The organism is Streptomyces luteosporeus (assembly GCF_039532865.1).
Classification (GTDB): domain Bacteria; phylum Actinomycetota; class Actinomycetes; order Streptomycetales; family Streptomycetaceae; genus Streptomyces; species Streptomyces luteosporeus.
On the sequence record NZ_BAAASL010000027.1, the window covers coordinates 21,410 to 45,213 of the forward strand.

Consider the following 23,804-nt stretch of genomic DNA (forward strand, 5'->3'; position numbering starts at 1 on the left):
GTTCGAGCACGCACCTTTCTAGGGAGACCCATGTCCCCGAACGTCATCACCACACCCGTGCGCGCCATGCTCGTCCTGGGCACCCGCCCCGAGGCGATCAAGCTGGCCCCGGTGGCCCGCGCCATGGCCGCCTCGCCCCTGTTCGAACCGCTGGTCGTCACCACCGGCCAGCACCGCGAAATGCTCCACCAGATGCTGCAGATGCTGCAGATCCCGGCCACGGTGGAGCTCGACGTGATGCGCGAGCGCCAGGAGCTGTCGACGCTGACGGCACGGCTGGTGGACGGCCTCGGCGAGGTCGTCCGCGCCGAGCGGCCCGACCTCGTCGTCGTCCAGGGCGACACCACCTCCGCCCTCACCGGGGCCCTCGCCGCCTTCTACGAGCACGTGCCCGTCGCCCACGTCGAGGCCGGCCTGCGCACCGGGGTGCTGGACAACCCCTTCCCCGAGGAGCTCAACCGGCGGCTCATCGGCCGCATCGCCCGCTGGCACTTCGCCCCCACGCCCCGGGCCGCCGGCCACCTGACGGCCGAGGGCGTCCCCGAGGCCGAGGTCTTCGTCACCGGCAACACCGTCATCGACAACCTGCTGTGGATCCTTCAGCAGGGCACCGGGCGCAGTGCCTTCCGCAGCGACCTGCGGCGCGTCCTGGTCACCTTGCACCGCCGGGAGAACCAGGGCGAGAAGATGCGGGCCATGGGCAAGGCGCTGCGCAGGCTCGCCGACCGCGGCGACGTGGAGATCGTGCTGCCGCTGCACAAGAGCCCGGCCGTGCGCGAGGCCCTGCTGCCGGAGCTGACCGGTCACCCGCACGTGCGCATCGTCGAGCCGCTGGACTACGTGGACTTCTCCGCCACGCTCGCCGGCTGCGACCTGGTCCTCACCGACTCCGGCGGCATCCAGGAGGAGGCGCCGAGCCTGGGCAAGCCCGCGCTGGTGCTGCGCACCACCACCGAGCGGCCGGAGGCGGTGGAGGCGGGGGCCGCCCGGCTGGTGGGCACCGAGCCGCAGGTCATCCTGGAGGCGGCGATGCACCTGCTGGACGACGCGCAGACCTACGGGCGGATGGCGACGGCGGGCAACCCGTTCGGGGACGGACGGGCCACCGAGCGCATCGTGGCCCAGCTCGCCGAGGACTTCGGGGCGGACGCCGAAGCGCCTGCCGCGCCCGAGCCGCTGGTCGCCACGCAGCCCGACTGAGCGGGGCCATACTCGACGGCATGACCAGACGCCGGCTCCTCGTTCTCGTCCTGTTGGTGGTCGCCGCGGTGGCGGGTATCGCCATAGCCGTGAGCACCATCTGGGAGAACAGCGGGGAGCCGGAGCGGCCGTGGGCCGAGGGCTCGGTGCACGGCCCCTGGCGGTCGGTCTTCGACGGGCACGGGGAGAACATCGGCCGGCACGACGGCCTGGCCCTGTCCCCCAAGCCGTCGCGGGAGCCCGGCGAGACCCACGCCGGGCTCATCGTCTCCGTCCGCCGCTACGGGGACGTCGACTTCCGGGCGAAGATGCGCACGCTCGCCCAGCTGCGCACCCCCAGGCCGAACCCGTGGGAGGTGCCGTGGCTGGTGTGGGCGTACAGCGACCCCGAGCACTTCTACTACGTGACCCTCAAGCCGAACGGCTGGGAGCTCGGCAAGCGGGATCCGGCGTACCCGGGCGGGCAGCGGTTCCTCGCGACCGGCTCGGAGCACTTCCCCGTGGGCCGGGCCTCCGACGTGCGCGTCGCGCAGCGCGGCGGGCGGATGGAGGTCAGCGTGGACGGCAAGGGGCTGGTGGCGTACGAGGACCACGAGCGGCCGTACACGGGCGGCAGCGTGGGGGTGTACACCGAGGACGCCCGGGTGCTGTTCACCGGCATCTCGGCGCAGGAGCCGGAGCAGGAGTGACGGCGCCCGCCCCTCGGGCCGGGGACGGGCGGGCGCCGGGCTTGTCGGGACCGGTGGCTGTCAGACGGCCAGGGCCCGGTCGGTCGGCCGGATCGGGGCGGGCAGGGTGCTGGTGCCGGTCAGGTAGCGGTCGACGCCGCGGGCGGCGGAGCGGCCCTCGGCGATGGCCCAGACGATGAGCGACTGGCCGCGTCCGGCGTCACCGGCGACGAAGACGCCGGGCACGTTGGTGGCGAAGTCGGCGTCGCGGGCGATGTTGCCGCGCTCGTCCAGCGCCAGGCCGAACTGCTCGACGAGACCGTTCTGCCGGTCGGTGCCGGTGAAACCCATCGCGAGGGTGACGAGCTGGGCGGGGATGCGCCGCTCGGTACCGGGCTTCTGCTCCAGCTTGCCGCCGGTGAACTCGACCTCCACCAGGTGCAGCCACTGGACGTTGCCGTCCTCGTCGCCTTCGAAGTGGGTGGTGGAGACGGAGTAGACGCGCTCGCCGCCCTCCTCGTGGGCCGAGGTGACCTTGTAGAGCATGGGGAAGGTGGGCCAGGGCTGGCCCGCGCTGCGCTCCTGGCCGGGCCGGGGCATGATCTCCAGCTGGGTGACGGAGGCCGCACCCTGCCGGTGGGCGGTGCCGACGCAGTCGGCGCCGGTGTCGCCGCCGCCGATGACGACGACGTGCTTGCCCTCGGCGCTGATCGGGGAGACCGTCAGGTCGCCCTCCTGCACCTTGTTGGCGAGCGGCAGGTACTCCATCGCGAAGTGGATGCCCTTGAGCTCGCGGCCGGGCACGGGCAGGTCGCGGGAGGTGGTGGCGCCGGCGGCGACGACGACGGCGTCGTAGCGCTTGCGGAGCGTGGCGGCGTCGATGTCCCGGCCGATCTCGATCTCGGTGCGGAACTTGGTGCCCTCGGCGCGCATCTGCTCGATGCGGCGGTTGATGTGCCGCTTCTCCATCTTGAACTCGGGGATGCCGTAGCGCAGCAGGCCGCCGATGCGGTCGGCGCGCTCGTAGACGGCGACCGTGTGGCCGGCGCGGGTCAGCTGCTGGGCGGCGGCCAGGCCGGCGGGGCCGGAGCCGATGACGGCGACGGTCTTGCCGGAGAGGCGCTCGGGCGGCTGGGGGGTGACATGGCCGGCGTCCCAGGCCTTGTCGATGATGGTGACCTCGACGTTCTTGATGGTCACGGGCTGCTGGTTGATGCCGAGCACGCAGGCCGCCTCGCAGGGGGCGGGGCACAGCCGGCCGGTGAACTCGGGGAAGTTGTTGGTGGCGTGCAGGCGTTCGCCGGCGGCCCGCCAGTCGTCGCGGTAGGCGTAGTCGTTCCACTCGGGGATCAGGTTTCCGAGCGGGCAGCCGTTGTGGCAGAAGGGGATGCCGCAGTCCATGCAGCGGCCGGCCTGCTTGCTGATGACGGGCAGGAGCGAGCCGGGGACGTACACCTCGTTCCAGTCGCGGACGCGCTCGGCGACCGGGCGGGTGCGGGCGAGGACGCGGTCGGTGGTCAGAAAGCCCTTCGGGTCAGCCATGGGTCGCCGCCTCCATCATCTTCTCGTGGGTCTCGGTCTCGGTCAGACCGGCTCGCTCGGCGGCGTCCTTGGCGGCGAGCACTGCCTTGTAGGTGGGGGGCACGACCTTGCGGAAGCGGGTCGCTGCCGTGGTCCAGTCGGCGAGGAGGGCGGCCGCGACGGTGGAGCCGGTCTCCTCCTGGTGGCGGCGCACGACGTCGTGCAGCCACGTCCGGTCGGTGTCGTCGAGTTCCTCGACGGCCGCGGCCAGTTCCTTGTTGACGTGTCCGGGGGCGAGGTCGAGGACGTAGGCGACGCCGCCGGACATGCCGGCCGCGAAGTTGCGGCCGGTGGGGCCGAGGACGACGGCGCGGCCGCCGGTCATGTACTCGCAGCCGTGGTCGCCGACGCCTTCGGAGACGACGGTGGCGCCGGAGTTGCGGACGCAGAAGCGCTCGCCGACGCTGCCGCGCAGGAACAGCTCGCCGCCGGTGGCGCCGTAGGCGAGGGTGTTGCCGGCGATGGTGGAGTACTCGGCGAGGTGGTCGGCGCCGCGGTCGGGGCGGACGACGATGCGGCCGCCGGAGAGGCCCTTGCCGACGTAGTCGTTGGCGTCGCCCTCCAGGCGCAGGGTGATGCCGCGGGGCAGGAAGGCGCCGAAGGACTGGCCGGCGGAGCCGGTGAAGGTGATGTCGATGGTGTCGTCGGGCAGGCCCGCGCCGCCGTAGCGCTTGGTCACCTCGTGGCCGAGCATGGTGCCCACCGTGCGGTTGATGTTGCGGATGGGCAGCCGGGCGCGGACGGGCTGGGGGGCCTCGGTGCCGACGACGTCCAGGGCGTCGGCGGCGAGCTTGATGAGCTGGTTGTCCAGGGCCTTGGCCAGGCCGTGGTCCTGCTCGGCGATGCGGTGGCGGGCGGCGCCGGCGGGCAGGTCGGGCACGTGCAGCAGCGGCTCCAGGTCCAGGCCCTGGGTCTTCCAGTGCCGTACGGCGCGGGTGACGTCGAGGAGCTCGGCGTGGCCGACGGCCTCCTGAAGGGTGCGGAAGCCCAGTTCGGCGAGGAGTTCGCGGACCTCCTCGGCGATGAACTCGAAGAAGTTGACGACGAATTCGGCCTTGCCGTTGAAGCGTTCGCGCAGCACCGGGTTCTGGGTGGCGATGCCGACCGGGCAGGTGTCCAGGTGGCACACGCGCATCATGACGCAGCCCGAGACGACCAGGGGGGCGGTGGCGAAGCCGAACTCCTCGGCGCCGAGGAGGGCGGCGATCACCACGTCGCGGCCGGTCTTGAGCTGGCCGTCGGTCTGCACGACGATGCGGTCGCGCAGACCGTTGAGCAGCAGGGTCTGCTGGGTCTCGGCCAGGCCGAGCTCCCAGGGGCCGCCGGCGTGCTTGAGGGAGGTCAGCGGCGAGGCGCCGGTGCCGCCGTCGTGACCGGAGATGAGGACGACGTCGGCGTGGGCCTTGGAGACGCCGGCCGCGACCGTGCCGACGCCGACCTCGGAGACCAGCTTGACGTGGATGCGGGCGGCCGGGTTGGCGTTCTTCAGGTCGTGGATGAGCTGGGCGAGGTCCTCGATGGAGTAGATGTCGTGGTGCGGCGGCGGGGAGATCAGGCCCACGCCGGGCGTGGAGTGCCGGGTCCTCGCCACCCACGGGTAGACCTTGTGGCCGGGCAGCTGGCCGCCCTCGCCGGGCTTGGCGCCCTGGGCCATCTTGATCTGGATGTCGTCGGCGTTGACGAGGTACTCGCTGGTGACGCCGAAGCGCCCGGAGGCCACCTGCTTGATCGCCGAGCGCCGGGCCGGGTCGTACAGGCGCTCGGGGTCCTCGCCGCCCTCGCCGGTGTTGGACTTCGCGCCCAGCCGGTTCATGGCGATGGCGAGGGTCTCGTGGGCCTCCTGGGAGATGGAGCCGTACGACATGGCGCCGGTGGAGAAGCGCCTGACGATCTCGCTGACGGGCTCGACCTCGTCGAGGGGGACGGGAGTCCGGTCGCTCTTGAACGAGAACAGGCCGCGCAGGGTCATCAGCCGCTCGGACTGCTCGTTCACGCGCTGCGTGTACTGCTTGAAGATGTCGTAGCGGCGCTCGCGCGTGGAGTGCTGCAGGCGGAAGACCGTCTCGGGGTCGAACAGGTGCGGTTCGCCCTCGCGGCGCCACTGGTACTCGCCGCCGATCTCCAGCCGTCGGTGGCTGGCGGGGATGCCGGTGGCGGGGTACGCCTTGGCGTGCCGCTCGGCGACCTCGCGGGCGACGACGTCCAGGCCGACGCCGCCGATCTTGGTGGCGGTGCCGTGGAAGTAGGTGTCGGTGAAGGCCTCGTCCAGGCCGACGGCCTCGAAGACCTGGGCGCCGCGGTAGGAGGCCACGGTGGAGATGCCCATCTTCGACATCACCTTCAGCACGCCCTTGCCGAGCGCCTTGATGAGGTTGCCGATGGCCTCCTCGGGGGTGATGCCGGACAGGAAGGTCTGCGCGCGCAGCAGGTCCTCGACGGACTCCATCGCCAGGTACGGGTTGACGGCCGCCGCGCCGTAGCCGATGAGCAGCGCGACGTGGTGGACCTCGCGGACGTCACCGGCCTCGACCAGCAGGCCCACCTGGGTGCGCTGCTTGGTGCGGATGAGGTGGTGGTGGATGGCGGAGGTCATCAGCAGGGACGGCACCGGCGCGTGCTCGGCGTCGGAGTGCCGGTCGGAGAGCACGATGAGCCGGGCGCCGTCGGCGATGGCGGCGTCCGCCTCGGCGCACATCGCCTCCAGGCGGGCGGCGAGGGCCTCGCCGCCGCCGGCGACGCGGTAGAGGCCGGAGAGGGTGACGGCCTTGAAGCCGGGCAGGTCGCCGTCGGCGTTGATGTGGATGAGCTTGGCGAGCTCGTCGTTGTCGATGACGGGGAAGGGCAGGGTGACGCTGCGGCAGGAGGCCGCGGTCGGCTCCAGCAGGTTGCGCTGGGGGCCGAGGGAGGAGATCAGCGAGGTGACGAGCTCCTCGCGGATGGCGTCCAGCGGCGGGTTGGTGACCTGCGCGAAGAGCTGGGTGAAGTAGTCGAAGAGCAGGCGCGGCCGGGCGGAGAGCGCGGCGATGGGCGAGTCGGTGCCCATCGAACCGATCGGCTCGGCGCCGGTCCTGGCCATGGGGGCGAGGATGACGCGCAGCTCCTCCTCGGTGTAGCCGAAGGTCTGCTGGCGGCGGGTGACCGAGGCGTGGGTGTGCACGATGTGCTCGCGCTCGGGGAGGTCGGCGAGCTCGACGAGCCCGGCCTGCAGCCACTCCTGGTAGGGCTGTTCGGCGGCGAGGGCGGCCTTGATCTCGTCGTCCTCGATGATGCGCCGGGCCTCGGTGTCGACGAGGAACATGCGGCCGGGCTGCAGCCGGCCCTTGCGCACGACCTTGGCGGGGTCGAGGTCGAGGACGCCGACCTCGGAGGAGAGCACGACCAGGCCGTCGTCGGTGACCCAGTAGCGGCCGGGGCGCAGGCCGTTGCGGTCGAGGACGGCGCCGACGAGGGTGCCGTCGGTGAAGGTGACGCAGGCCGGGCCGTCCCAGGGCTCCATCAGGGTGGAGTGGTACTGGTAGAAGGCGCGGCGGGCGGGGTCCATGGAGGGGTGGTTCTCCCACGCCTCGGGGATCATCATCAGCACGCTGTGCGGCAGCGAGCGGCCGCCGAGGTGGAGCAGCTCCAGGACCTCGTCGAAGGAGGCGGAGTCGGAGGCGTCGGGCGTGCAGACGGGGAAGAGCCGCTCCAGGCCCTTGTCCTGGCCGAACAGGCCGCTGGCCAGCTGGGATTCGCGGGCGTGCATCCAGTTGCGGTTGCCCTTGACCGTGTTGATCTCGCCGTTGTGGGCGACGAAGCGGTAGGGGTGGGCGAGCGGCCAGCTGGGGAAGGTGTTGGTGGAGAAGCGGGAGTGGACCAGCGCGATGGCGGTGGCGAACCGCCGGTCGGACAGGTCCGGGAAGAACGGCTCCAGCTGCCCGGTGGTGAGCATGCCCTTGTAGACGAGGGTGCGGGCGGAGAGCGAGGGGAAGTAGGTGTCCGCCTCGCGCTCGGCGCGCTTGCGCAGGGCGAAGGCCTTGCGGTCGAGGGCGATTCCCTCGCTGACCCCGTCGGTGACGAACAGCTGCCGGAAGTCGGGCATGGTGGCCCGGGCGGCGGCACCGAGGAGCTCGGGAGCGACGGGAACGGGGCGCCAGCCGAGGACGGTCAGCCCCTCCTCGGCGGCGATCGTCTCGATGTGCGAGACGGCTTCGGCCGCCTGCCGGTCGTCGGCGGGCAGGAAGGCGATGCCGACGGCGTACGCGCCGGGGGCCGGGAGGGTGAAGCCCTCGACACTGCCGCGCAGGAAGGCGTCCGGGACCTGCGTGAGGATGCCGGCGCCGTCGCCGGAGTCCGGGTCGGATCCGGTGGCGCCGCGGTGCTCCATGTTCCGCAGGACGGTGAGCGCCGCTTCCACGAGCTCGTGGCTCGCGTCGCCGGTGAGGGTCGCGACGAAGCCGACGCCACAGGCGTCGTGTTCGTTGCGGGGGTCGTACATCCCCTGCTGGGCGGGGTGGGATGCGTGGCGCATCGGCGCTCCCGTCGTCGTCTTGGCAGTCATGGCGTGATGCATGTGCCGAGGGACGACGCTGGCCCTCCGCGAAGAAGAATGTGCTGCGCGCTGAGAAATTTGGTGCAGGTTACATGATGGGCCGCTTCCCGAAAAGTGGAAGCAACATTCCAGCATGTGGACAGCTTGCCGGTGGCTGCGGTCGACAGGTGCAGCAACAGGTGCAGCAGGGGCGGGCGCTCCGAGGGCCCCGGGATCGCCGGGCCGGGCACCGCAGGGGAGAGATCGCGCAGCTGCGGCGGCGTTGCCCCGCTGCGCTCACGGATTGTGCCCCGCCGCCGGGCTGCCGAAACAATGACGTAACCGGCAACCACTGATTATGCGGCGGGGCGCATAGGATCACCCGACAGCGGTGCCGAAAGCAATACCGAGGAGATACGTCACACCGGCGGCCGCGCCACCGAGCAGCAGCTGCCGCAGCCCGCTGTACCACCAGGTGCGCGCCGTCACGCGGGCCACCACGGCCCCGCAGGCAAACAGACCCACCAGCGCCAGCAGCACCGCCGGCCACAGCTCGCTGGCGCCCAGCAGGTACGGCAGGACGGGCAGCAGCGCGCCGAGGGCGAACGAGGCGAACGAGGAGACCGCGGCCACGGCGGGCGAGGGCAGGTCGCCGGGGTCGATGCCGAGCTCCTCACGGGCGTGGATCTCCAGCGCCTGCTCCGGGTCCTTCGACAGCTGCCGGGCCACCTCGCGGGCCAGCTTCGGCTCCACGCCACGGGACTCGTACAGCGCCGCGAGCTCCTCCAGCTCGTCGGTGGGGTGCTTGCGCAGCTCGCGCCGCTCGACGTCCAGCTCGGCGAGGACCAGGTCGCGCTGCGAGGCCACGGAGGTGTACTCCCCCGCCGCCATCGAGAACGCGCCGGCCGCCAGACCGGCGAGCCCGGCGATCACGATCGTGCCGGAGGAGGCGCTGCCGCCGGCGACGCCGGTCATCAGGGCGACATTGGAGACGAGCCCGTCCATCGCCCCGAACACGGCGGGCCGCAGCCAGCCGCCGTTCACATCGCGGTGCGTGTGATTGTCGCGGTGGGCTATGTGCGTGGCCGCGGCCGTATCGAGGACAGCCATTGCTCCGGGTGCTCCCTTGATCCAGGGGGCGAGGACCCTGCGCCCCGCCCCTGTTCTGTCGACGGTAGGCACGCGAGGCCGTGATCCGCTAGCAAGGAAGGCCGAACTTACCTCGCTGACCTGCGGATTTGCGGTGGGGGTAAAGAAAAATGCCCCCGCGGCGGAAGGTTCCGCCGCGGGGGCACGGGGCGTGGGGCGTCAGAGCTTCCTGCCCTCGGGCGCAGGCTCGGACGTGGGCTCGGGCTTGGACTCGGCCTCGGACTCGGCCTTGGTGAGGTCGGCCTTGGTGTCGGCCTTGGTGAGGTCGGCCTTGGTGTCGGCCTTGGACTTGGTGTCGGCGGGCGCGGTCTCCGTCGCGGCGTCCTCCTGCGGGCCGTCCTCCGGCGCACCGGGCTCGACGACGGCTTCCCGCCCGGGGACGCGCTTGGTGGAGACGACGATGTAGGCGACGGCGGCGAGGAAGAGCAGGATCGCCGTCCAACCGTTCAGGCGCAGGCCGAGCACGTGGTGGGCGTCGTCGACGCGCAGGTACTCGGTCCAGAAGCGGCCCACGGTGTAGGCGGCGACGTACACCGCGAAGGCCCGGCCGTGCCCCAGCTTGAAGCGGCGGTCGGCCCAGATCACCAGCGCGGCGACGCCGAGGCACCACAGCGACTCGTACAGGAACGTCGGGTGGTACGTGCCGCCCACGCGGCCGATCGCCGGGTCCGGGTCGATCTTCAGCGCCCAGGGCAGGTCGGTGGGCCGGCCGTAGAGCTCCTGGTTGAACCAGTTGCCCCAGCGCCCGATGGCCTGCGCGATCGCGATGCCGGGCGCGACGGCGTCGGCGTACGCGGGCAGCGGGATCCCGCGCCGGCGGCACCCGATCCAGGCGCCCACGGCACCGAGCGCGACGGCGCCCCAGATGCCGAGGCCGCCCTCCCAGACCTTGAAGGCGTCGACCCAGTTCCGACCGGAGCCGAAGTACAGCTCGTAGTCGGTGATCACGTGATAGAGCCGCCCGCCGACGAGCCCGAAGGGCACCGCCCATACGGCGATGTCCGCCACGGTCCCGGCCCGGCCACCGCGCGCGACCCACCGCTTGTTGCCGAGCCAGACGGCGACGAAGACGCCGATGATGATGCAGAAGGCGTAGCCGCGCAGCGGGATCGGCCCGAGGTGGATCACGCCGGTCGAGGGGCTGGGGATGTATGCGAGTTCCATGACAGCTACGAACCTACCGTGTGCGGCGCGCAAGTCCCAGAGTGGGCTTCGGGACCGGTTACTCGTAGTAGCGACGCCCGACCCGACCGAAGCGGGCACAGGATGTCGGGTCCGGTGGGGTGCCCCCTTCATAGCGTGACGGTCGTAAGGAAACGGAAGGAGGGGCCGGGAGTGCTCCAGCAGCTGAACCGGGCCATGGACCACATCGAGGAACACCTCGACGGGCCGCTCGACGTGGCGGATCTCGCACGGATCGCGATGACGTCGGAGTACCACTTCCGGCGGTTGTTCTCGGCGCTGGCGGGGTTGCCGCTGTCCGAGTACGTCCGCCGGCGGCGGCTCACGGTCGCGGGTGCGGAGGTGCTGGCGGGCGAGCGCACGCTGCTCGACGTCGCCGTCCGCTACGGCTACGGCTCCGCCGAGGCCTTCGCCCGCGCGTTCCGTGCGATGCACGGCGTCGGCCCGGGCGAGGCCAGGCGGGGCGGTGCGGCACTGCACTCCCAGCCCCGGATGTCCTTCCGCCTCATCGTCGAAGGGAACAGCAGCATGCGATACCGGATCGTGGAGAAGGACGAGTTCCAGGTGGTCGGCGCGAAGGCACGCCTGCCGCTCGTGCACCTGGGGCCGAACCCGGCGATGGTCGAGGTCCTCCAGGGCATCGACGCGGGGACGCGGCAGCAGTTGCAGGAGCTCGCCGACCGATCACAGGAAGGGCCGCGCGGCATGGTCAGCGTCTGCGACGACCTCGACCCGAGCCGTGCGGAGGGCACGGAGTTCGACTTCTACTTCGGTGCCGTGACGAACACGGCGGACGGCCACGGCATCTCCGGCGCGGCCACCCTCACGGTTTCCGCCGGCACCTGGGCGGTCTTCGAGCACACGGGCCCGTACCCGGAGGCCCTCCAGTACCTGTGGCGCGACGTGTTCACCCAGTGGTTCCCCTCCAACCCCTACATCAGCCGCCCGGGCCCGGAGATCCTGCGCACGGTGATATCCCCGGACGGCAAGGAGGCGGAGGCCGAGCTCTGGATCCCGGTGGAGCGCACGCCGGCGGGGTGACGTCCGCCGGCGGTCATCAGCCCTTCTGCGCCTCCGCCACCATGTCGCGCAGCTTCTGCGGTGTCAGGGGGTTGGCCGGGTCGCCGTAGATGGACTTGCCGTTGAGCAGGACCGTCGGGGTGGCCCGGTACTGGGACTTGGAGAAGGTCTCCTGGGACTTCTTCACCCAGCTGTCGTGCGTGCCGTTCTCCACGCACTGCTGGAACGTGGAGGTGTTCAGGCCCTCGACCTTGCCGGCCAGTTCCAGCAGGCGGGACTTCTTGCCGTAGGCGTCCTGCGTCTCCGGCGGCTGGTTCTTGTAGAGCTCGTCGTGGTAGGCGAGGAACTTGCCGGCGTCCTGGGCGCAGGCGGCGGCGTTGGCGGCGTTGACGGAGCCGGAGCCGCCGAGGTTCTTGTCGATGAGGGTGACGAGGTGGTACTCCGCCTTGAGCTGGCCCTTGTTCTCCAGGTCGTGGACGGTGTCCCGGTAGACGTTCTCGAACTGGCCGCAGCCGGGGCAGCGGAAGTCCTCGTAGACGGTGAGCGTGGCCTTGGCGGCGGGGACGCCGACGGGGATGGCGAGGTTCTCGGTGCCGGTGGCGCCCTGGGGGGCCAGCAGGGGGCCGGCGGTCTGCCGCTTGTTGTCCTTGGCGGAGTGGGAGCCGGCCACGAGGGCCGCGATGCCGCCCCCGGCGGCGAGGACGGCGACCACCACGGCGGCGGCGATCAGGGTCCGCTTGCGCTTCGCGCGGCTCTCCTCGAGCCGGCGCTGTTCCTGCAGCCGCTCGCGGGCGCTGCGCTTTCCGTCGCTGTTCTTCTGGCTCACATCCCCCTACAACGAACCGGGGGCGGCCTCATGGGCCGCCCCCGGTCGCTTTTCCTTCCAAAGAGTTACGCGCGCGTCCGCACGCCCTCGGCCAGGTCGCCCGCGAGCGCGCGGACGGCCGCGAGGCCGCTCTCCAGGTCGGGGGCGTCCAGCAGTCGCTTGACGAACGCGGAGCCGACGATGACGCCGTCGGCGAACTGGGCGACCTCGGCCGCCTGTTCGGCGGTGGAGACGCCCAGGCCCACGCACACCGGCAGTTCGGTGGTGGCGCGGGTGCGGCGCACCAGGTCCTGGGCCTCGCGGCCGACGGACTCGCGGGTGCCGGTGACACCCATGAGGGAGGCGGCGTAGACGAATCCGGAACCGGCGGCGGTGATCTTGGCGAGGCGTTCGTCGCGGCTGCTCGGCGCGACCACGAACACCGTGGCCAGGCCGTGCTCGTCGGCGGCCTTGCGCCAGGCGGTGGACTCCTCGACCGGCAGGTCCGGCAGGATGCAGCCGGCGCCGCCCGCGGCGGCCAGGTCGGCGGCGAAGCGCTCGGGGCCGTAGCGGTCGACCGGGTTCCAGTACGTCATGACCAGGACGGGGGCGCCGGTGAGCTCGTGCGCCTCCTTGACGGTGCGCAGCACGTCGGCGATCTTGACGCCGCCGCGCAGGGCGATGTCGTCGGCAGTCTGGATGACCGGGCCGTCCAGGACGGGGTCGCTGTGCGGCAGACCGACCTCGACCACGTCGCAGCCGCCGTCGAGCATGGTGGTGATGGCCCGTACGCCGTCGGCCACCGTCGGGAAGCCTGCCGGCAGGTAGCCGACGAGTGCGGCGCGGTTCTCCGCCCGGGCCGCCGCCAGGACGTCCCTGAGCAGATCGATGTTGCCTGCCATCACTTCTCCCCCGCCGCGTCGTCGTACAGCCCGAAGTAGCGGGCCGCCGTGTCCATGTCCTTGTCGCCGCGTCCGGAGAGGTTGACCAGCACCAGGCCGTCCTCGCCGAGCTCGCGGCCGACCTCCAGGGCGCCCGCCAGGGCGTGCGCGCTCTCGATGGCCGGGATGATGCCCTCGGTGCGCGAGAGCAGCCGCAGGGCCTGCATGGCCGCCTCGTCGGTGACGGCGCGGTACTCGGCGCGGCCGCTGTCCTTCAGGTACGAGTGCTCGGGGCCGATGCCCGGGTAGTCCAGGCCGGCGGAGATCGAGTACGGCTCGGTGATCTGGCCGTCCTCGTCCTGCAGCACGTACGAGCGGGAGCCGTGCAGGACGCCGGGCGTGCCCTCGGTGAGGGTGGCGGCGTGCTCGCCGCTCTCCACGCCGTGGCCGCCGGGCTCGCAGCCGATCAGGCGCACGCCCTCGTCGGGCAGGAAGGCGTGGAAGAGGCCGATGGCGTTGGAGCCGCCGCCGACGCAGGCGATGGCCGCGTCGGGCAGCCGGCCGGTGCGCTCGAGGACCTGGCGGCGGGCCTCGACGCCGATGACGCGGTGGAAGTCGCGCACCAGGGCGGGGAAGGGGTGCGGGCCGGCCGCGGTCCCGAAGAGGTAGTGGGTGCGGTCGACGTTGGCGACCCAGTCGCGGAACGCCTCGTTGATGGCGTCCTTCAGGGTGCGGCTGCCGGACTTCACGGAGACGACCTCGGCGCCGAGCATGCGCATGCGGGCGACGTTCAGCGCCTGGCGCCGGGTGTCGACCTCGCCCATGTAGACGGTGCACTCCAGGCCGAACAGCGCGCAGGCGGTGGCGGTGGCGACGCCGTGCTGGCCGGCGCCGGTCTCGGCGATGACCCGGGTCTTGCCCATGCGCTTGGTGAGCAGGGCCTGGCCCAGCACGTTGTTGATCTTGTGGGAACCGGTGTGGTTGAGGTCCTCGCGCTTGACGAAGATCCGGGCGCCGCCGGCGTGCTCGGCGAAGCGCGGCACCTCGGTCAGCGGGCTGGGCCGGCCGGCGTAGTTGACCATCAGGTCGCTGAGCTCGGCGGCGAACGCGGGGTCGGCCTTGGCCTTCTCGTACTCCGCGGCGACCTCGTCGACGGCCGCGACGAGGGCCTCGGGGATGAACTTGCCGCCGAAGGCGCCGAAGTAGCCCTCGGCGCTGGGCACCTGGCCGCCCGTGTCGGGGAAGAAGAAGGCCGAGGCGTCCGGGGAATCCGGCGATGCGGAAGATGCAGGTGTCACTGACGTACTCCTGGCAGGTGGGCGTTGGTGAAGGTACGGCTGCGGGCTCGGCTACTGCGAGCGGCCACCGCGCCATCGCCGCCCGTTGATCTGCCCCGGCTCGCAGCCGATGTGGTACCGCACGCGGCGGCCCAGCACCCGCCGCGCGGGCGCACGTGCGCCCCGGGGCCGGCAGCCCCGGGCCAGTCGCGCGTACGCCCGCATTCCGGTCATCGCCGGTTCAGCTCCGCCCGTGCCGCAGCGCCGGGTGGGCGCCGGCGGCGACCAGGTCGGCCACGGCCGCCTTGGGGTCGCGGCCGGTCACCAGCGACTCGCCGACCAGCACCGCGTCGGCGCCCTCGTTGGCGTAGGCGATCAGGTCGTGCGGGCCGCGCACGCCCGATTCGGCGATCTTGACGATGCCGTCGGGGATCTCGGGGGCGACGCGGGCGAAGGTGTCCCGGTCGACCTCCAGGGTCTTGAGGTTGCGGGCGTTGACGCCGATGACCCGCGCGCCGGCGTCGACCGCGCGCCGGACCTCCTCCTCGTCGTGCACCTCGACCAGCGGCGTCAGACCGATGGACTCGGCCCGCTCGATCAGGGAGACCAGGGCCTCCTGCTCCAGGGCGGCGACGATCAGCAGGGCGAGGTCGGCGCCGTGGGCACGGGCCTCCCACAGCTGGTAGGCGGTGACGATGAAGTCCTTGCGCAGCACCGGGATGTCCACCCGGGCGCGCACCGCCTCCAGGTCGGCCAGCGAGCCGCCGAAGCGCCGCTGCTCGGTCAGGACGCTGATCACGGCCGCGCCGCCCGCCTCGTAGTCGGCCGCGAGGCCGGCCGGGTCGGCGATGGCCGCGAGCGCACCCTTGGACGGGCTGGACCGCTTGACCTCGCAGATCACGCTGACGTTCTCGCCGCGCAGGGCGGCCGCCCCGTCCTTGGCCTGCGGGGCCCTGGCCGCTCGCTCCTTGAGCTCATCGAGGCCGACGTGCGCCTGGCGCTCCGCGAGGTCGGCTCGTACCCCGTCGATGATCTCGTCGAGCACACTCACGCGAGCGGCCCCCTTCCGGACTCGGCTGTCTGGGCTGGTGTCGTGATCCTTCGGACGCCACCGGAGATCACCGGGGCATCCTCCTCACTTCACCAGGCACTGCGATGGTACTTGCCGGAAGGCGAAGGTTTCGCATCCGGTTGACGCTTTGCCCACTGCGTGGACGCCCGTTCGGCGCGTCGGGCACATCCGGCGCATCGGCGCGTCCGGCGCTCAGGGTGCGAGCGCCGCGCCGAACGGCAGATTGCGTACGACGGTGAAGACCAGCACCACGCCGGCCACCGCCCACGCGTGCCGCGCCCCCGGCCGCAGCGGCATGCCGCCGCCGCTGCGCGCCGCCCGCACCAGCCAGCGGGCCCACAGCACGGCGAAGACCGCGTAGCCGGCGACGGCCAGGGCGTTCGCCCCGACAGCGGCGGCGAGGTCGCCGTGGACCAGGGCGTGCAGGCCGCGCAGGCCCCCGCAGGCCGGGCAGTACAGGCCCGTCCAGTGCAGCAGCGGGCAAACCGGGTAGCGGCCGGGCACGCCCGGGTCCACCGCACCGACGCCGGCGCAGGCCGCGCCGAGGGCGGCGGCCACCCCCAGCGGCGGTGCCAGCCGGGCGGGCAGCGCGCCGGCCCCCCGCATGCGTGCCGCTGTCCTCACACCGCCGAGTGTCCGCCGCACAGCACGAAGGCGCAGCCCGGGCGCCGCGTACCGACGGTCGGTCGGTACGGGCCGCCCCGGCCGCGCCTTTGCGCCGGGTGGTGACAGGAGTGCGGGCCGCAGGCCCGGCGGCTCAGCCCTGGGACTGGGAGGCGCTCGTGCGCAGCACGGCGCCCTTGGGGTCCTGGCCGAGGCCCATCATGCGCATGATGCCGCCGACGACGGCGCCGAGCAGGGTCAGTGCGATGCCCACCCAGAAGCCGACCGGCTTGGCCATCACCACGAAGGCGGAGGCGACGCAGAAGCCGATGAAGGCGATGATGACGCCGGTCCAGGCGGCAGGGGTGTGCCCGTGGCTGTCGTGGTTGCTACCCGACATGAGTTGACTCCTCGTTGCTGTGGCGCGCCGGCGGGCGCAGTTGATCGCTGGGGTCATTCTCCCCGACCGGGCGAGCGGGATGGAGCTGGGGTGGGCGTGTCACCCTCGCCGGCCCCGCCGGTGGGGTCCTCGCCCCGGTCCAGGGCCTTCCACAGCTCCTCCGGGCGGTCCGGGTCCGGCGCCGCCGCACGGCGGGAGCGGCGGGCCTGCGGGGCGCCCGTGCGCTCGTAGCGGCCGGACATCGCGGGCCAGCCGCGGCCGTACCGCAGCGCCAGCAGCCCCGCCACGAGCAGCAGCACACCGCCCGCGACCGCCACCCACGGCCAGGCCGTATGGGTGACGTCCGCCACGGAGGCCCGGGTCAGCCCCGCGACCTTGGCGGCCTTCTCCTCCAGGGCGCCCGTGTCACCGCGGCCGGCGACCGCGGCGGCGACGACGCCGGCGCCGCTCAGCGCGAGCAGCGCGGCGACGAGGACGCGGGCGAAGCCGCGCACGGCGAAGACGGCCACCAGCGCGGCCAGGCCGACGATCGCCAGGGCGCCCGGCAGGGCGGTGACGTCCTGGCCGCTGGCCTGCTGGGCGACGCCGTCGTTCGCCACGGCGACGGCGGTGCCGCGGACCCAGGGGCGGCCGGCGGCCAGCAGGGTCACGGCGGCGCCGGCGGCGGCGAGGACGAGGGCGGCGGCGACGGTGCGCTTGGCAGTGGCGGGGGACGGTACGGGTGCTGCACTCACGCCTACCACTATCCCTGGTCGGGAGCGGGGGCCGTCGCCCGGGTGCGGGCCGGTGGGCGGTGTGCCCACCCGTTCCGCCCTGCGGAACGCCTGCCCACACCGCCAGCGGCTACATCCGGTTCGCCGTGTGGACTGCCCGCAGGACCGCTGCTGCCTTGTTGCGGCATTCGGCGTCCTCGGCCGCCGGGTCGGAGTCGGCGACGACGCCGGCGCCCGCCTGGACGTAGGCGGTGCCCTCGCGCAGCAGGGCCGTGCGGATGGCGATGGCGGTGTCGGAGTCCCCGGCGAAGTCCAGGTAGCCGACACAGCCCCCGTACAGCCCGCGGCGGGTGGGCTCCAGCTCCTCGATGATCTGCATCGCCCGCGGCTTGGGCGCGCCGGAGAGGGTGCCGGCCGGGAAGCAGGCGGTGAGCACGTCGAAGGCCGTGCGGTCCGGGGCGAGGCGGCCGGTGACGGTGGAGACGATGTGCATCACGTGGCTGTAGCGCTCGATCGACATGAAGTCGACGACCTCCACGCTGCCGGGCTCGCAGACCCGTCCCAGGTCGTTGCGGCCGAGGTCGACGAGCATCAGGTGCTCGGCGCGCTCCTTGGGGTCGGCCAGCAGTTCGTCGGCGAGCGCGGCGTCGGCCTGCGGGGTGGCGCCGCGCGGGCGGGTGCCGGCGATGGGGTGCACCAGCGCCTGGCCGTCCTCGACCTTGACCAGGGCCTCCGGGCTGGAGCCGACGACGTCGAACCCGTCGAACCGCAGCAGGTACATGTACGGGCTGGGGTTGGTGGCCCGCAGCACGCGGTAGACGTCCAGGGCCGAGGCGGTGCAGGGCGTCTCGAAGCGCTGGGAGGGCACGACCTGGAAGGCCTCGCCCGCGCGGATGCGCTCCTTGATGTCCTCGACGGCCGCCATGTAGTCGCTGCCGCCCCAGCGGGCGGTGTACTCGGGCAGCTCGGAGGCCGGCAGGGCGGTGGGGCCGGTCGGGGCGGGCCGGGCCAGGTCGGCCGTCATGGCGTCGAGGCGGGCCACGGCGTCGGCGTACGCCTCGTCCACACCGGTTTCGAGGTCGTTGTGGTTGATCGCGTTGGCGATCAGCAGGACGGTGCCGTTCCAGTGGTCGAGGACGGCGAGGTCGGAGGTGAGCAGCATGGTCAGCTCGGGCAGGCCCAGGGCGTCCTCGCCGTGCTCGCCGATCTTCTCCAGGCGGCGGACGACGTCGTAGCCCAGGTAGCCCACCATGCCGCCGGTGAAGGGCGGCAGCCCGGCACCCTCTATGAGGTCGCGGGGCGTGTGCAGGGTCTCCAGGGTGGCGCGCAGGGCGGCCAGCGGGTCGCCGTCGGTGGGCACGCCGACGGGCGGGGTGCCCAGCCAGTGCGCCCGGCCGTCGCGGACGGTGAGGGTGGCGGCGCTGCGGACGCCGACGAAGGAGTAGCGGGACCAGGTGCGGCCGTTCTCCGCGGACTCCAGCAGGAAGGTGCCCGGGCGTTCGGCGGCGAGCTTGCGGTACAGGCCCACGGGGGTGTCGCCGTCGGCGAGGAGGCGGCGGGTCACCGGGATGACGCGGCGGTCCTTCGCGAGCATGCGGAACGTCTCCGCGTCGGGGAGGACGTTCCCGCCGGCACCGCTCGGCGTGGCAGGGGCAGTTGCGGACGTGGCAGCCATGGCGCGGAGCCTACTGCCCCAGCGGCAGGTCGCCGGCATCGAAACAGGTGCGGGTGCCGGTGTGGCAGGCGGGTCCGACCTGGTCGACCTTCACCAGGATGGTGTCGGCGTCGCAGTCCAGGGCGACCGACTTCACGTGCTGGACGTGGCCGGAGGTGTCGCCCTTGACCCAGTACTCGCGGCGGCTGCGGCTCCAGTAGGTGCAGCGGCCGGTGGTCAGGGTGCGGTGCAGGGCCTCGTCGTCCATCCAGCCCAGCATGAGCACCTCGCCGGTGTCGTACTGCTGCGCGATGGCGGGGACCAGGCCGTCGGCGCTGCGCTTGAGGCGGGCGGCGAGGGCGGGGTCGAGCGGGGAGGGCTGGGCGTTGCCGGTCATGCCCCCATTGTGCCCGTCCGCGGCGGGCCGATCGGCGTCCGCGATGCGGGCGGGCGGCGCGGGGCCGGTCCGCCTGGCGGTACGGGACGGGTGCGGGGCCCCGCCGGACACGCCCCACCGGACACGCCTGGGAACGAGGTGCCGTGGCCGCGGCGGGGCACCCGCCGTAGGCTGACGCCATGTCGACCCATGCCCAGCGCGAACGTCTTCTTCTCGCCGACCTGTTGGAGACGGTCGGCCCCAACGCGCCCACGCTCTGCACCGGCTGGCGCTCCCAGGACCTCGCGGCGCACGTCGTGGTGCGCGAGCGGCGCTCCGACGCGGCGGCCGGTGTCGTCTTCAAACCACTGGCCGGGCGCCTGGAACGGGTGCAGGCGGAGTTCGCCGCCAAGCCGTACGAGGAGCTGATCCAGCTCATCCGCACCGGCCCGCCCCGGCTGTCGCCGTTCAGCCTCAAGCCGGTGGACGAGGCGGCCAACACCGTCGAGTTCTACATCCACACCGAGGACGTGCGCAGGGCACAGCCCGAGTGGACACCGCGCACGCTGGACCCCGTCTTCGCCGACGCGCTGTGGAGCCGCCTGGAGCGCACCGCGCGGCTGCTGGGCCGCAAGGCGCCGGTGGGCCTGGTGCTGCGGCGGCCGGACGGGCGCACGGCGGTGGCCCAGCGCGGCGCGCCCGTGGTGACGGCCACCGGGGAGCCCGGGGAGCTGCTGGTGTTCGCCTTCGGGCGGATGGACGCGGCGAAGGTGCAGCTGGAGGGCGAGGGAACGGCGATCGCCAAGCTCAAGGCCTCCTCGCTGGGCATCTAGGCAACCGCCGCGGGACACTGGGAGTGATGGACGGAAGAAGGTGTCCCGACCATGGCTCTCCGCAGAGGGGAGGGCTACGCGCGCTCCCTTGAAGGCATCTCCCTCGGGCTCCTGCTGATCCGGATGATGCTGGGCATCATCATGATGGTGCACGGCACGCAGAAACTCTTCGGATGGTTCGAGGGGCCGGGGATCAACGGCACGGCGAAGTTCTTCGCCCAGGTCGGCTACCCCGCACCGAAGACGATGGCGGTGGTGGCGGGGATGAGCGAGGGGCTCGGCGGGGCGGGGATCTTCCTGGGCCTGCTGACCCCGCTGGCCGCGGCGGCCCTGCTCGGCACGATGATCAACGCGCTCGGTGTGACGTGGGACCGCGGCTTCCTGCTGCCGCAGGGGGTCGAATACACGCTGCTGATCGCGCTGACGGCGGCGGGGCTGGCGCTGACGGGGCCGGGCGTGTACGCCGTGGACCGCTTCGTACCGGGGTTGCGGCCGCCGCCGCGGGTGGCCGTGGGGGTGGCGGCGATTGCGCTGGCGTGCGTGGCGGGGGCGGTGTTCCTGCTGCTGCGGCGGTAGGCGCCCTGCGGGCGGCCTTTCCCCCACCCCGCCCCTTCCCGAAACCGGGGGCAAGCCCCCGGACCCCCGGACCGGGCGCAGCTCCGGCCTCGGGGAACATCGGTACAGCGGTTATCGGTGAGAACAATCATGGTCGTCTAGCACAGTGATCCACTTCGCCGCTGGGGTTCGGTGAAACGCCTCCGGGCCTGGTCCGGGGCTGGCTACGGTCCGGCTCGTGCCGGTGGAATTTCTGAGCGATGAGCAGGCCGAGGCGTACGGGACGTTCGCCGAGGAGCCGACGAGGCCCGAGCTGGAGCGGTTCTTCTTCCTGGACGACGTGGACCGGGACCTGATCGCGCTGCGGCGGACGGAGCATCACCGGCTCGGGTTCGCGCTCCAGATGTGCACGGTGCGGTACGTCGGTCTGTTCCTGGAGGACCCGCTGGCGGTGCCGTGGCCGGTGGTCGAGCACTTGGCCGTGCAGCTGGGCATCGAGGACCCGTCGGTGGTCAAGCGGTACACGGAGCGGCGTCAGACGCTGTACGACCACGCGTGGGAGATCCGGGACGCCTACGGCTACCACCCCTACGAGGACGGCGAGTGGGGCCGGCGGTTCCGTACGTTCCTGCACGGGCGGGCGTGGACGCACGCCGAGGGCCCGAAGGGGCTGTTCGACCATGCGGTGGGCTGGTTGCGCCGTCACCGGGTGCTGCTGCCCGGGGTGTCGGTGCTGGCCCGGCAGGTGTCGGAGGCGCGGAAGGTCGCGGAGAAGCGGCTGCACGCCACGGTTGCGGGAGCTGCCCGCCGCGCGGACCCGTCGCTGCCCGGGGATCTGGTGGCGACGCTGAAGACGCCGGAGGGCTCGCGGTTCTCGGAGCTGGAGCGGCTGCGCCGGCCGCCGACGCGGACGACGGGCACGGCGTTCGCCCGTGCGCTGGAGCGGGTGGATGAGATCGGCGCGTATCGGCTCGGCAGGTTGAGGCTGTCGCAGATCCCGCCGAACCGGATGGCGGCGTTGGCCCGGTAGGCGCTGGGGTCGAAGGCGCCGCTGCTGGAGCGGGCGGCGGAGCCGAAGCGCACGGCGATGCTGACCGCGGTGATGCGGCACCTGGAGGCGAAGGCGATCGACGAGGCCCTGGACCTGTTTCAGGTCCTGATGGCCACGCGGCTGCTGAACACGGCGAAGCGGAAGACGGAGAAGGAGCGGCTGTCGACGCTGCCGCAGCTGGAGAAGGCGTCACGGGTTCTCGCGCGGGCGGCGAAGGTGCTGTTCGAGGAGTTAGAGCTGGTCGAGGAGCAGGCGGCGGACCTGGACGTGGCCGCGCTGTGGGCGGCGGTGGAGGAGGTCGCCCCGCGCGCCGCCGTGATGACCGCGGCCGCCACCGTGGGCCGCGCTCGCGAACCGGTACGCCACCGTGCGCCCGTTCCTGTCGCTGTTGGGTGAGTCGAAGGCGCTGGACGCGGCGAGCGCCGGGAAGCGGGTCCTGGCCGGGGTGCGGGGTCTTCCGGCGCTGGCGCGGCGGAAGGTGGGCGTCAAGCCGCTGCTGCCGCGCGAGGTGGACGACAAGCTGGTGCCGCCGGCGTGGCGCAAGGCGGTGTACGCCAACCCGGATCTGCCGCAGGGTGCGGTGGACCGGGACGCGTACGTGGTGTGCGTGCTGGAGCAGCTGCACCGGGCTCTGAACAACCGCGACGTCTTCGCCGCACCGTCGCACCGCTGGTCCAATCCGCGCGCCCGCCTGCTGGACGGGCCGGACTGGGACGCGGTGGAGGAGGACGTCCTGGCGGCCCTGAGCCTGGACATGCCCGTCACCGAGCACCTGGCGGAGCTGGTGCGGGGCCTGGACGCCGGATGGAAGCAACTCGCGACGCGCCTGGAAGAGGCGGGGCCGGCGGCGAAGGTCTCCATCGAGGTCGCCGGCGACGGGCGGGTGAAGCTGAACGTCGACAAGCTCGGCGCCCTTGGCAAGCCGAAGTCCCTGACCTGGCTGCGCCAACGGGTCGGGAAGATGCTCCCGAAGATCGACCTGCCGGACCTTTTGTTCGAGGTGAACGCCTGGACCGGGTTCCTGGACGCCTTCGTGCACCTCGGCGACGGCACGACCCGGATGAAGGACCTGCCCACCTCGGTGGTCGCGCTGCTGGTGTCGGAGGCGTGCAACATCGGCCTGGCCCCGGTGGTCAACCCCGGCTACGAGGCGCTGACTCGGGCGCGGCTCGTGCACGTCGACCAGTACTACCTGCGCGCCGACACCATCGCCGCGGCGAACGCACGGCTCATCGCCGCGCAGGCCGGCATCCCGATCGTGCGTTACTGGGGCGACGGGCTGTTGGCCTCCGTGGACGGGCTGCGCTTCCAGGTGCCGGTGCGCACCATTAACGCCGCTCCGTCGCCGAAGTACTTCGGGTTCAAGCGGGGCATCACCTGGCTCAACGCCGTCAACGACCAGGTCGCGGGCATCGGGCAGATGGTCGTGCCCGGCACCCCGCGGGACTCCCTGCACATCCTGGACGCCCTGCTGAATCTGGACGGCGGGGTGAAGCCGGAGATGGTGGCGACCGACAACGCCTCGTACTCGGACATGGTGTTCGGCCTGTTCAAGATCCTTGGCTACAACTTCAGCCCGCGCTTCCGGGACCTGGACGACCAGCGGTTCTGGCGGGCCACGATGCCCGGCGTCGAGACCAGCAACTACGGTGCGGTGGAGGATCTGGCCCGCAACCGTGTGAACCTGAACAAGGTGATCACGCACTGGCCGGACATGCTGAAGGTTGCCGGTTCCCTGGTCACCAACCAGGTCCGCGCCTACGACCTGCTGCGTATGTTCGGCCGCGACGGGCGCCCGACGCCGCTCGGGGCGGCGTTCGCGGAGTACGGGCGGATCGCGAAGACCGAGCACCTGCTGCGCGTGGTCGACCCGGTCGACGACACCTACCGCCGGCAGATGAACCGGCAGCTCACCGTGCAGGAGTCCCGCCACAAACTGGCCCGGGACGTGTGCCACGGCAAGCGCGGCACCATCCACCAGGCGTACCGCGACGGGATGGAGGACCAGCTCGGCGCGCTCGGCCTGGTCCTCAACGCCATCGTGCTGTGGACGACGCGCTACATCGACGCCGCCGTCGCCCAGCTCCGCGCCGAGGGCCACGAGATCCCGGGTGAGGACATCGCCCGGCTCTCCCCGCTCAAGCACCGCAACCTGAACCTGCTCGGCCGCTACAGCTTCACCGCTCAGGTCCCTGCCGCCGGCGCCCTGCGCCCGCTGCGCGACCCGGACGCACCAGAACTGGACGAGGACGACGACGGTGCCGTGCAGGAGTGACC

General features: G+C 72.4%; 19 protein-coding genes and 1 pseudogene. 6 read left to right on the forward strand and 14 right to left on the reverse strand.

Going from position 1 to position 23,804, the window contains the following annotated elements; translation table 11 throughout:
- The first annotated feature begins 30 nt into the window (after positions 1–30).
- Positions 31–1,200 carry a non-hydrolyzing UDP-N-acetylglucosamine 2-epimerase gene (wecB, locus tag ABD361_RS27430; protein WP_344439138.1) on the forward strand — a complete coding sequence of 390 codons (1,170 nt, stop codon included), beginning with the start codon at positions 31–33 and terminating at the stop codon, positions 1,198–1,200.
- 20 nt (positions 1,201–1,220) lie between these two features.
- Positions 1,221–1,889: a calcium-binding protein gene (locus ABD361_RS27435; protein WP_344439141.1), complete on the forward strand. Its 669-nt coding sequence runs from the start codon at positions 1,221–1,223 to the stop codon at positions 1,887–1,889.
- 60 nt (positions 1,890–1,949) lie between these two features.
- Here ABD361_RS27435 and ABD361_RS27440 read toward each other — a convergent pair whose 3' ends face one another.
- From ABD361_RS27440 to lgt, 4 genes are all read right to left on the reverse strand, one after another.
- Positions 1,950–3,410, reverse strand: a complete 1,461-nt coding sequence (locus ABD361_RS27440; RefSeq protein WP_344439144.1) for a glutamate synthase subunit beta — start codon at positions 3,408–3,410, stop codon at positions 1,950–1,952.
- Complete coding sequence (gene gltB, locus ABD361_RS27445; protein ID WP_344439265.1) at positions 3,403–7,956, reverse strand: glutamate synthase large subunit; 4,554 nt, start codon at positions 7,954–7,956, stop codon at positions 3,403–3,405. The genes ABD361_RS27440 and gltB overlap by 8 nt, the downstream gene beginning before the upstream one ends.
- A 378-nt stretch (positions 7,957–8,334) precedes the next feature.
- Positions 8,335–9,066, reverse strand: a complete 732-nt coding sequence (locus ABD361_RS27450; protein WP_344439147.1) for a VIT1/CCC1 transporter family protein — start codon at positions 9,064–9,066, stop codon at positions 8,335–8,337.
- A 198-nt stretch (positions 9,067–9,264) separates the two neighbouring features.
- Positions 9,265–10,269: a prolipoprotein diacylglyceryl transferase gene (gene lgt / locus ABD361_RS27455; RefSeq protein ID WP_344439150.1), complete on the reverse strand. Its 1,005-nt coding sequence runs from the start codon at positions 10,267–10,269 to the stop codon at positions 9,265–9,267.
- A gap of 171 nt (positions 10,270–10,440) precedes the next feature.
- On the opposite strand from lgt, the gene ABD361_RS27460 reads away from it, so the two are divergent.
- Positions 10,441–11,328 carry an AraC family transcriptional regulator gene (locus tag ABD361_RS27460; protein WP_344439153.1) on the forward strand — a complete coding sequence of 296 codons (888 nt, stop codon included), beginning with the start codon at positions 10,441–10,443 and terminating at the stop codon, positions 11,326–11,328.
- Positions 11,329–11,344: 16 nt separating this feature from the next.
- On the opposite strand, the gene ABD361_RS27465 is transcribed toward ABD361_RS27460, so the two are convergent.
- The 10 genes from ABD361_RS27465 to hisI all read right to left on the reverse strand — a co-directional run bounded on the left by ABD361_RS27465 (position 11,345) and on the right by hisI (position 19,109).
- Positions 11,345–12,133: a DsbA family protein gene (locus ABD361_RS27465; RefSeq protein ID WP_344439156.1), complete on the reverse strand. Its 789-nt coding sequence runs from the start codon at positions 12,131–12,133 to the stop codon at positions 11,345–11,347.
- Positions 12,134–12,198: 65 nt separating this feature from the next.
- On the reverse strand, positions 12,199–13,014 hold the full coding sequence (gene trpA, locus ABD361_RS27470) for a tryptophan synthase subunit alpha (RefSeq protein WP_344439159.1): 816 nt from the start codon (positions 13,012–13,014) through the stop codon (positions 12,199–12,201).
- A complete protein-coding gene (gene trpB / locus ABD361_RS27475; RefSeq protein WP_425583337.1) occupies positions 13,014–14,291 on the reverse strand; it encodes a tryptophan synthase subunit beta in 1,278 nt (425 codons plus the stop codon). Before trpB ends, trpA begins: the two co-directional genes overlap by 1 nt.
- Before the next feature lie 51 nt (positions 14,292–14,342).
- Positions 14,343–14,504 (reverse strand): tryptophan biosynthesis modulator TrpM, encoded by a 162-nt coding sequence (gene trpM / locus ABD361_RS30745; RefSeq protein ID WP_425583338.1) that lies wholly within the window; start codon positions 14,502–14,504, stop codon positions 14,343–14,345.
- Positions 14,505–14,511: 7 nt separating this feature from the next.
- Positions 14,512–15,321 carry an indole-3-glycerol phosphate synthase TrpC gene (gene trpC / locus ABD361_RS27480; RefSeq protein WP_344439162.1) on the reverse strand — a complete coding sequence of 270 codons (810 nt, stop codon included), beginning with the start codon at positions 15,319–15,321 and terminating at the stop codon, positions 14,512–14,514.
- A 213-nt stretch (positions 15,322–15,534) separates the two neighbouring features.
- Complete coding sequence (locus ABD361_RS27485) at positions 15,535–15,948, reverse strand: DUF2752 domain-containing protein (protein WP_344439269.1); 414 nt, start codon at positions 15,946–15,948, stop codon at positions 15,535–15,537.
- Positions 15,949–16,099: 151 nt separating this feature from the next.
- Positions 16,100–16,345, reverse strand: coding sequence for an HGxxPAAW family protein (locus tag ABD361_RS27490; protein ID WP_344439165.1), 246 nt, complete (start codon positions 16,343–16,345; stop codon positions 16,100–16,102).
- 53 nt (positions 16,346–16,398) lie between these two features.
- Positions 16,399–17,079, reverse strand: a complete 681-nt coding sequence (locus tag ABD361_RS27495) for a TIGR02234 family membrane protein (protein ID WP_425583339.1) — start codon at positions 17,077–17,079, stop codon at positions 16,399–16,401.
- Positions 17,080–17,188: 109 nt separating this feature from the next.
- Positions 17,189–18,652, reverse strand: a complete 1,464-nt coding sequence (locus tag ABD361_RS27500) for an anthranilate synthase component I (protein ID WP_425583343.1) — start codon at positions 18,650–18,652, stop codon at positions 17,189–17,191.
- Positions 18,653–18,743: 91 nt separating this feature from the next.
- On the reverse strand, positions 18,744–19,109 hold the full coding sequence (gene hisI / locus ABD361_RS27505; protein ID WP_344439174.1) for a phosphoribosyl-AMP cyclohydrolase: 366 nt from the start codon (positions 19,107–19,109) through the stop codon (positions 18,744–18,746).
- 179 nt (positions 19,110–19,288) lie between these two features.
- Here hisI and ABD361_RS27510 point away from each other — a divergent pair, with 179 nt between their 5' ends.
- The 3 genes and pseudogenes from ABD361_RS27510 to ABD361_RS27520 all read left to right on the forward strand — a co-directional run bounded on the left by ABD361_RS27510 (position 19,289) and on the right by ABD361_RS27520 (position 23,802).
- Entirely contained in the window at positions 19,289–19,921 is a 633-nt protein-coding gene (locus tag ABD361_RS27510; RefSeq protein ID WP_344439177.1) for a TIGR03085 family metal-binding protein, read from the forward strand.
- Between the two features lie 51 nt (positions 19,922–19,972).
- Positions 19,973–20,497: a DoxX family protein gene (locus tag ABD361_RS27515; protein WP_344439180.1), complete on the forward strand. Its 525-nt coding sequence runs from the start codon at positions 19,973–19,975 to the stop codon at positions 20,495–20,497.
- A gap of 217 nt (positions 20,498–20,714) precedes the next feature.
- Positions 20,715–23,802 (forward strand): annotated as a pseudogene (locus ABD361_RS27520) (Tn3 family transposase).
- Positions 23,803–23,804: the final 2 nt, after the last annotated feature.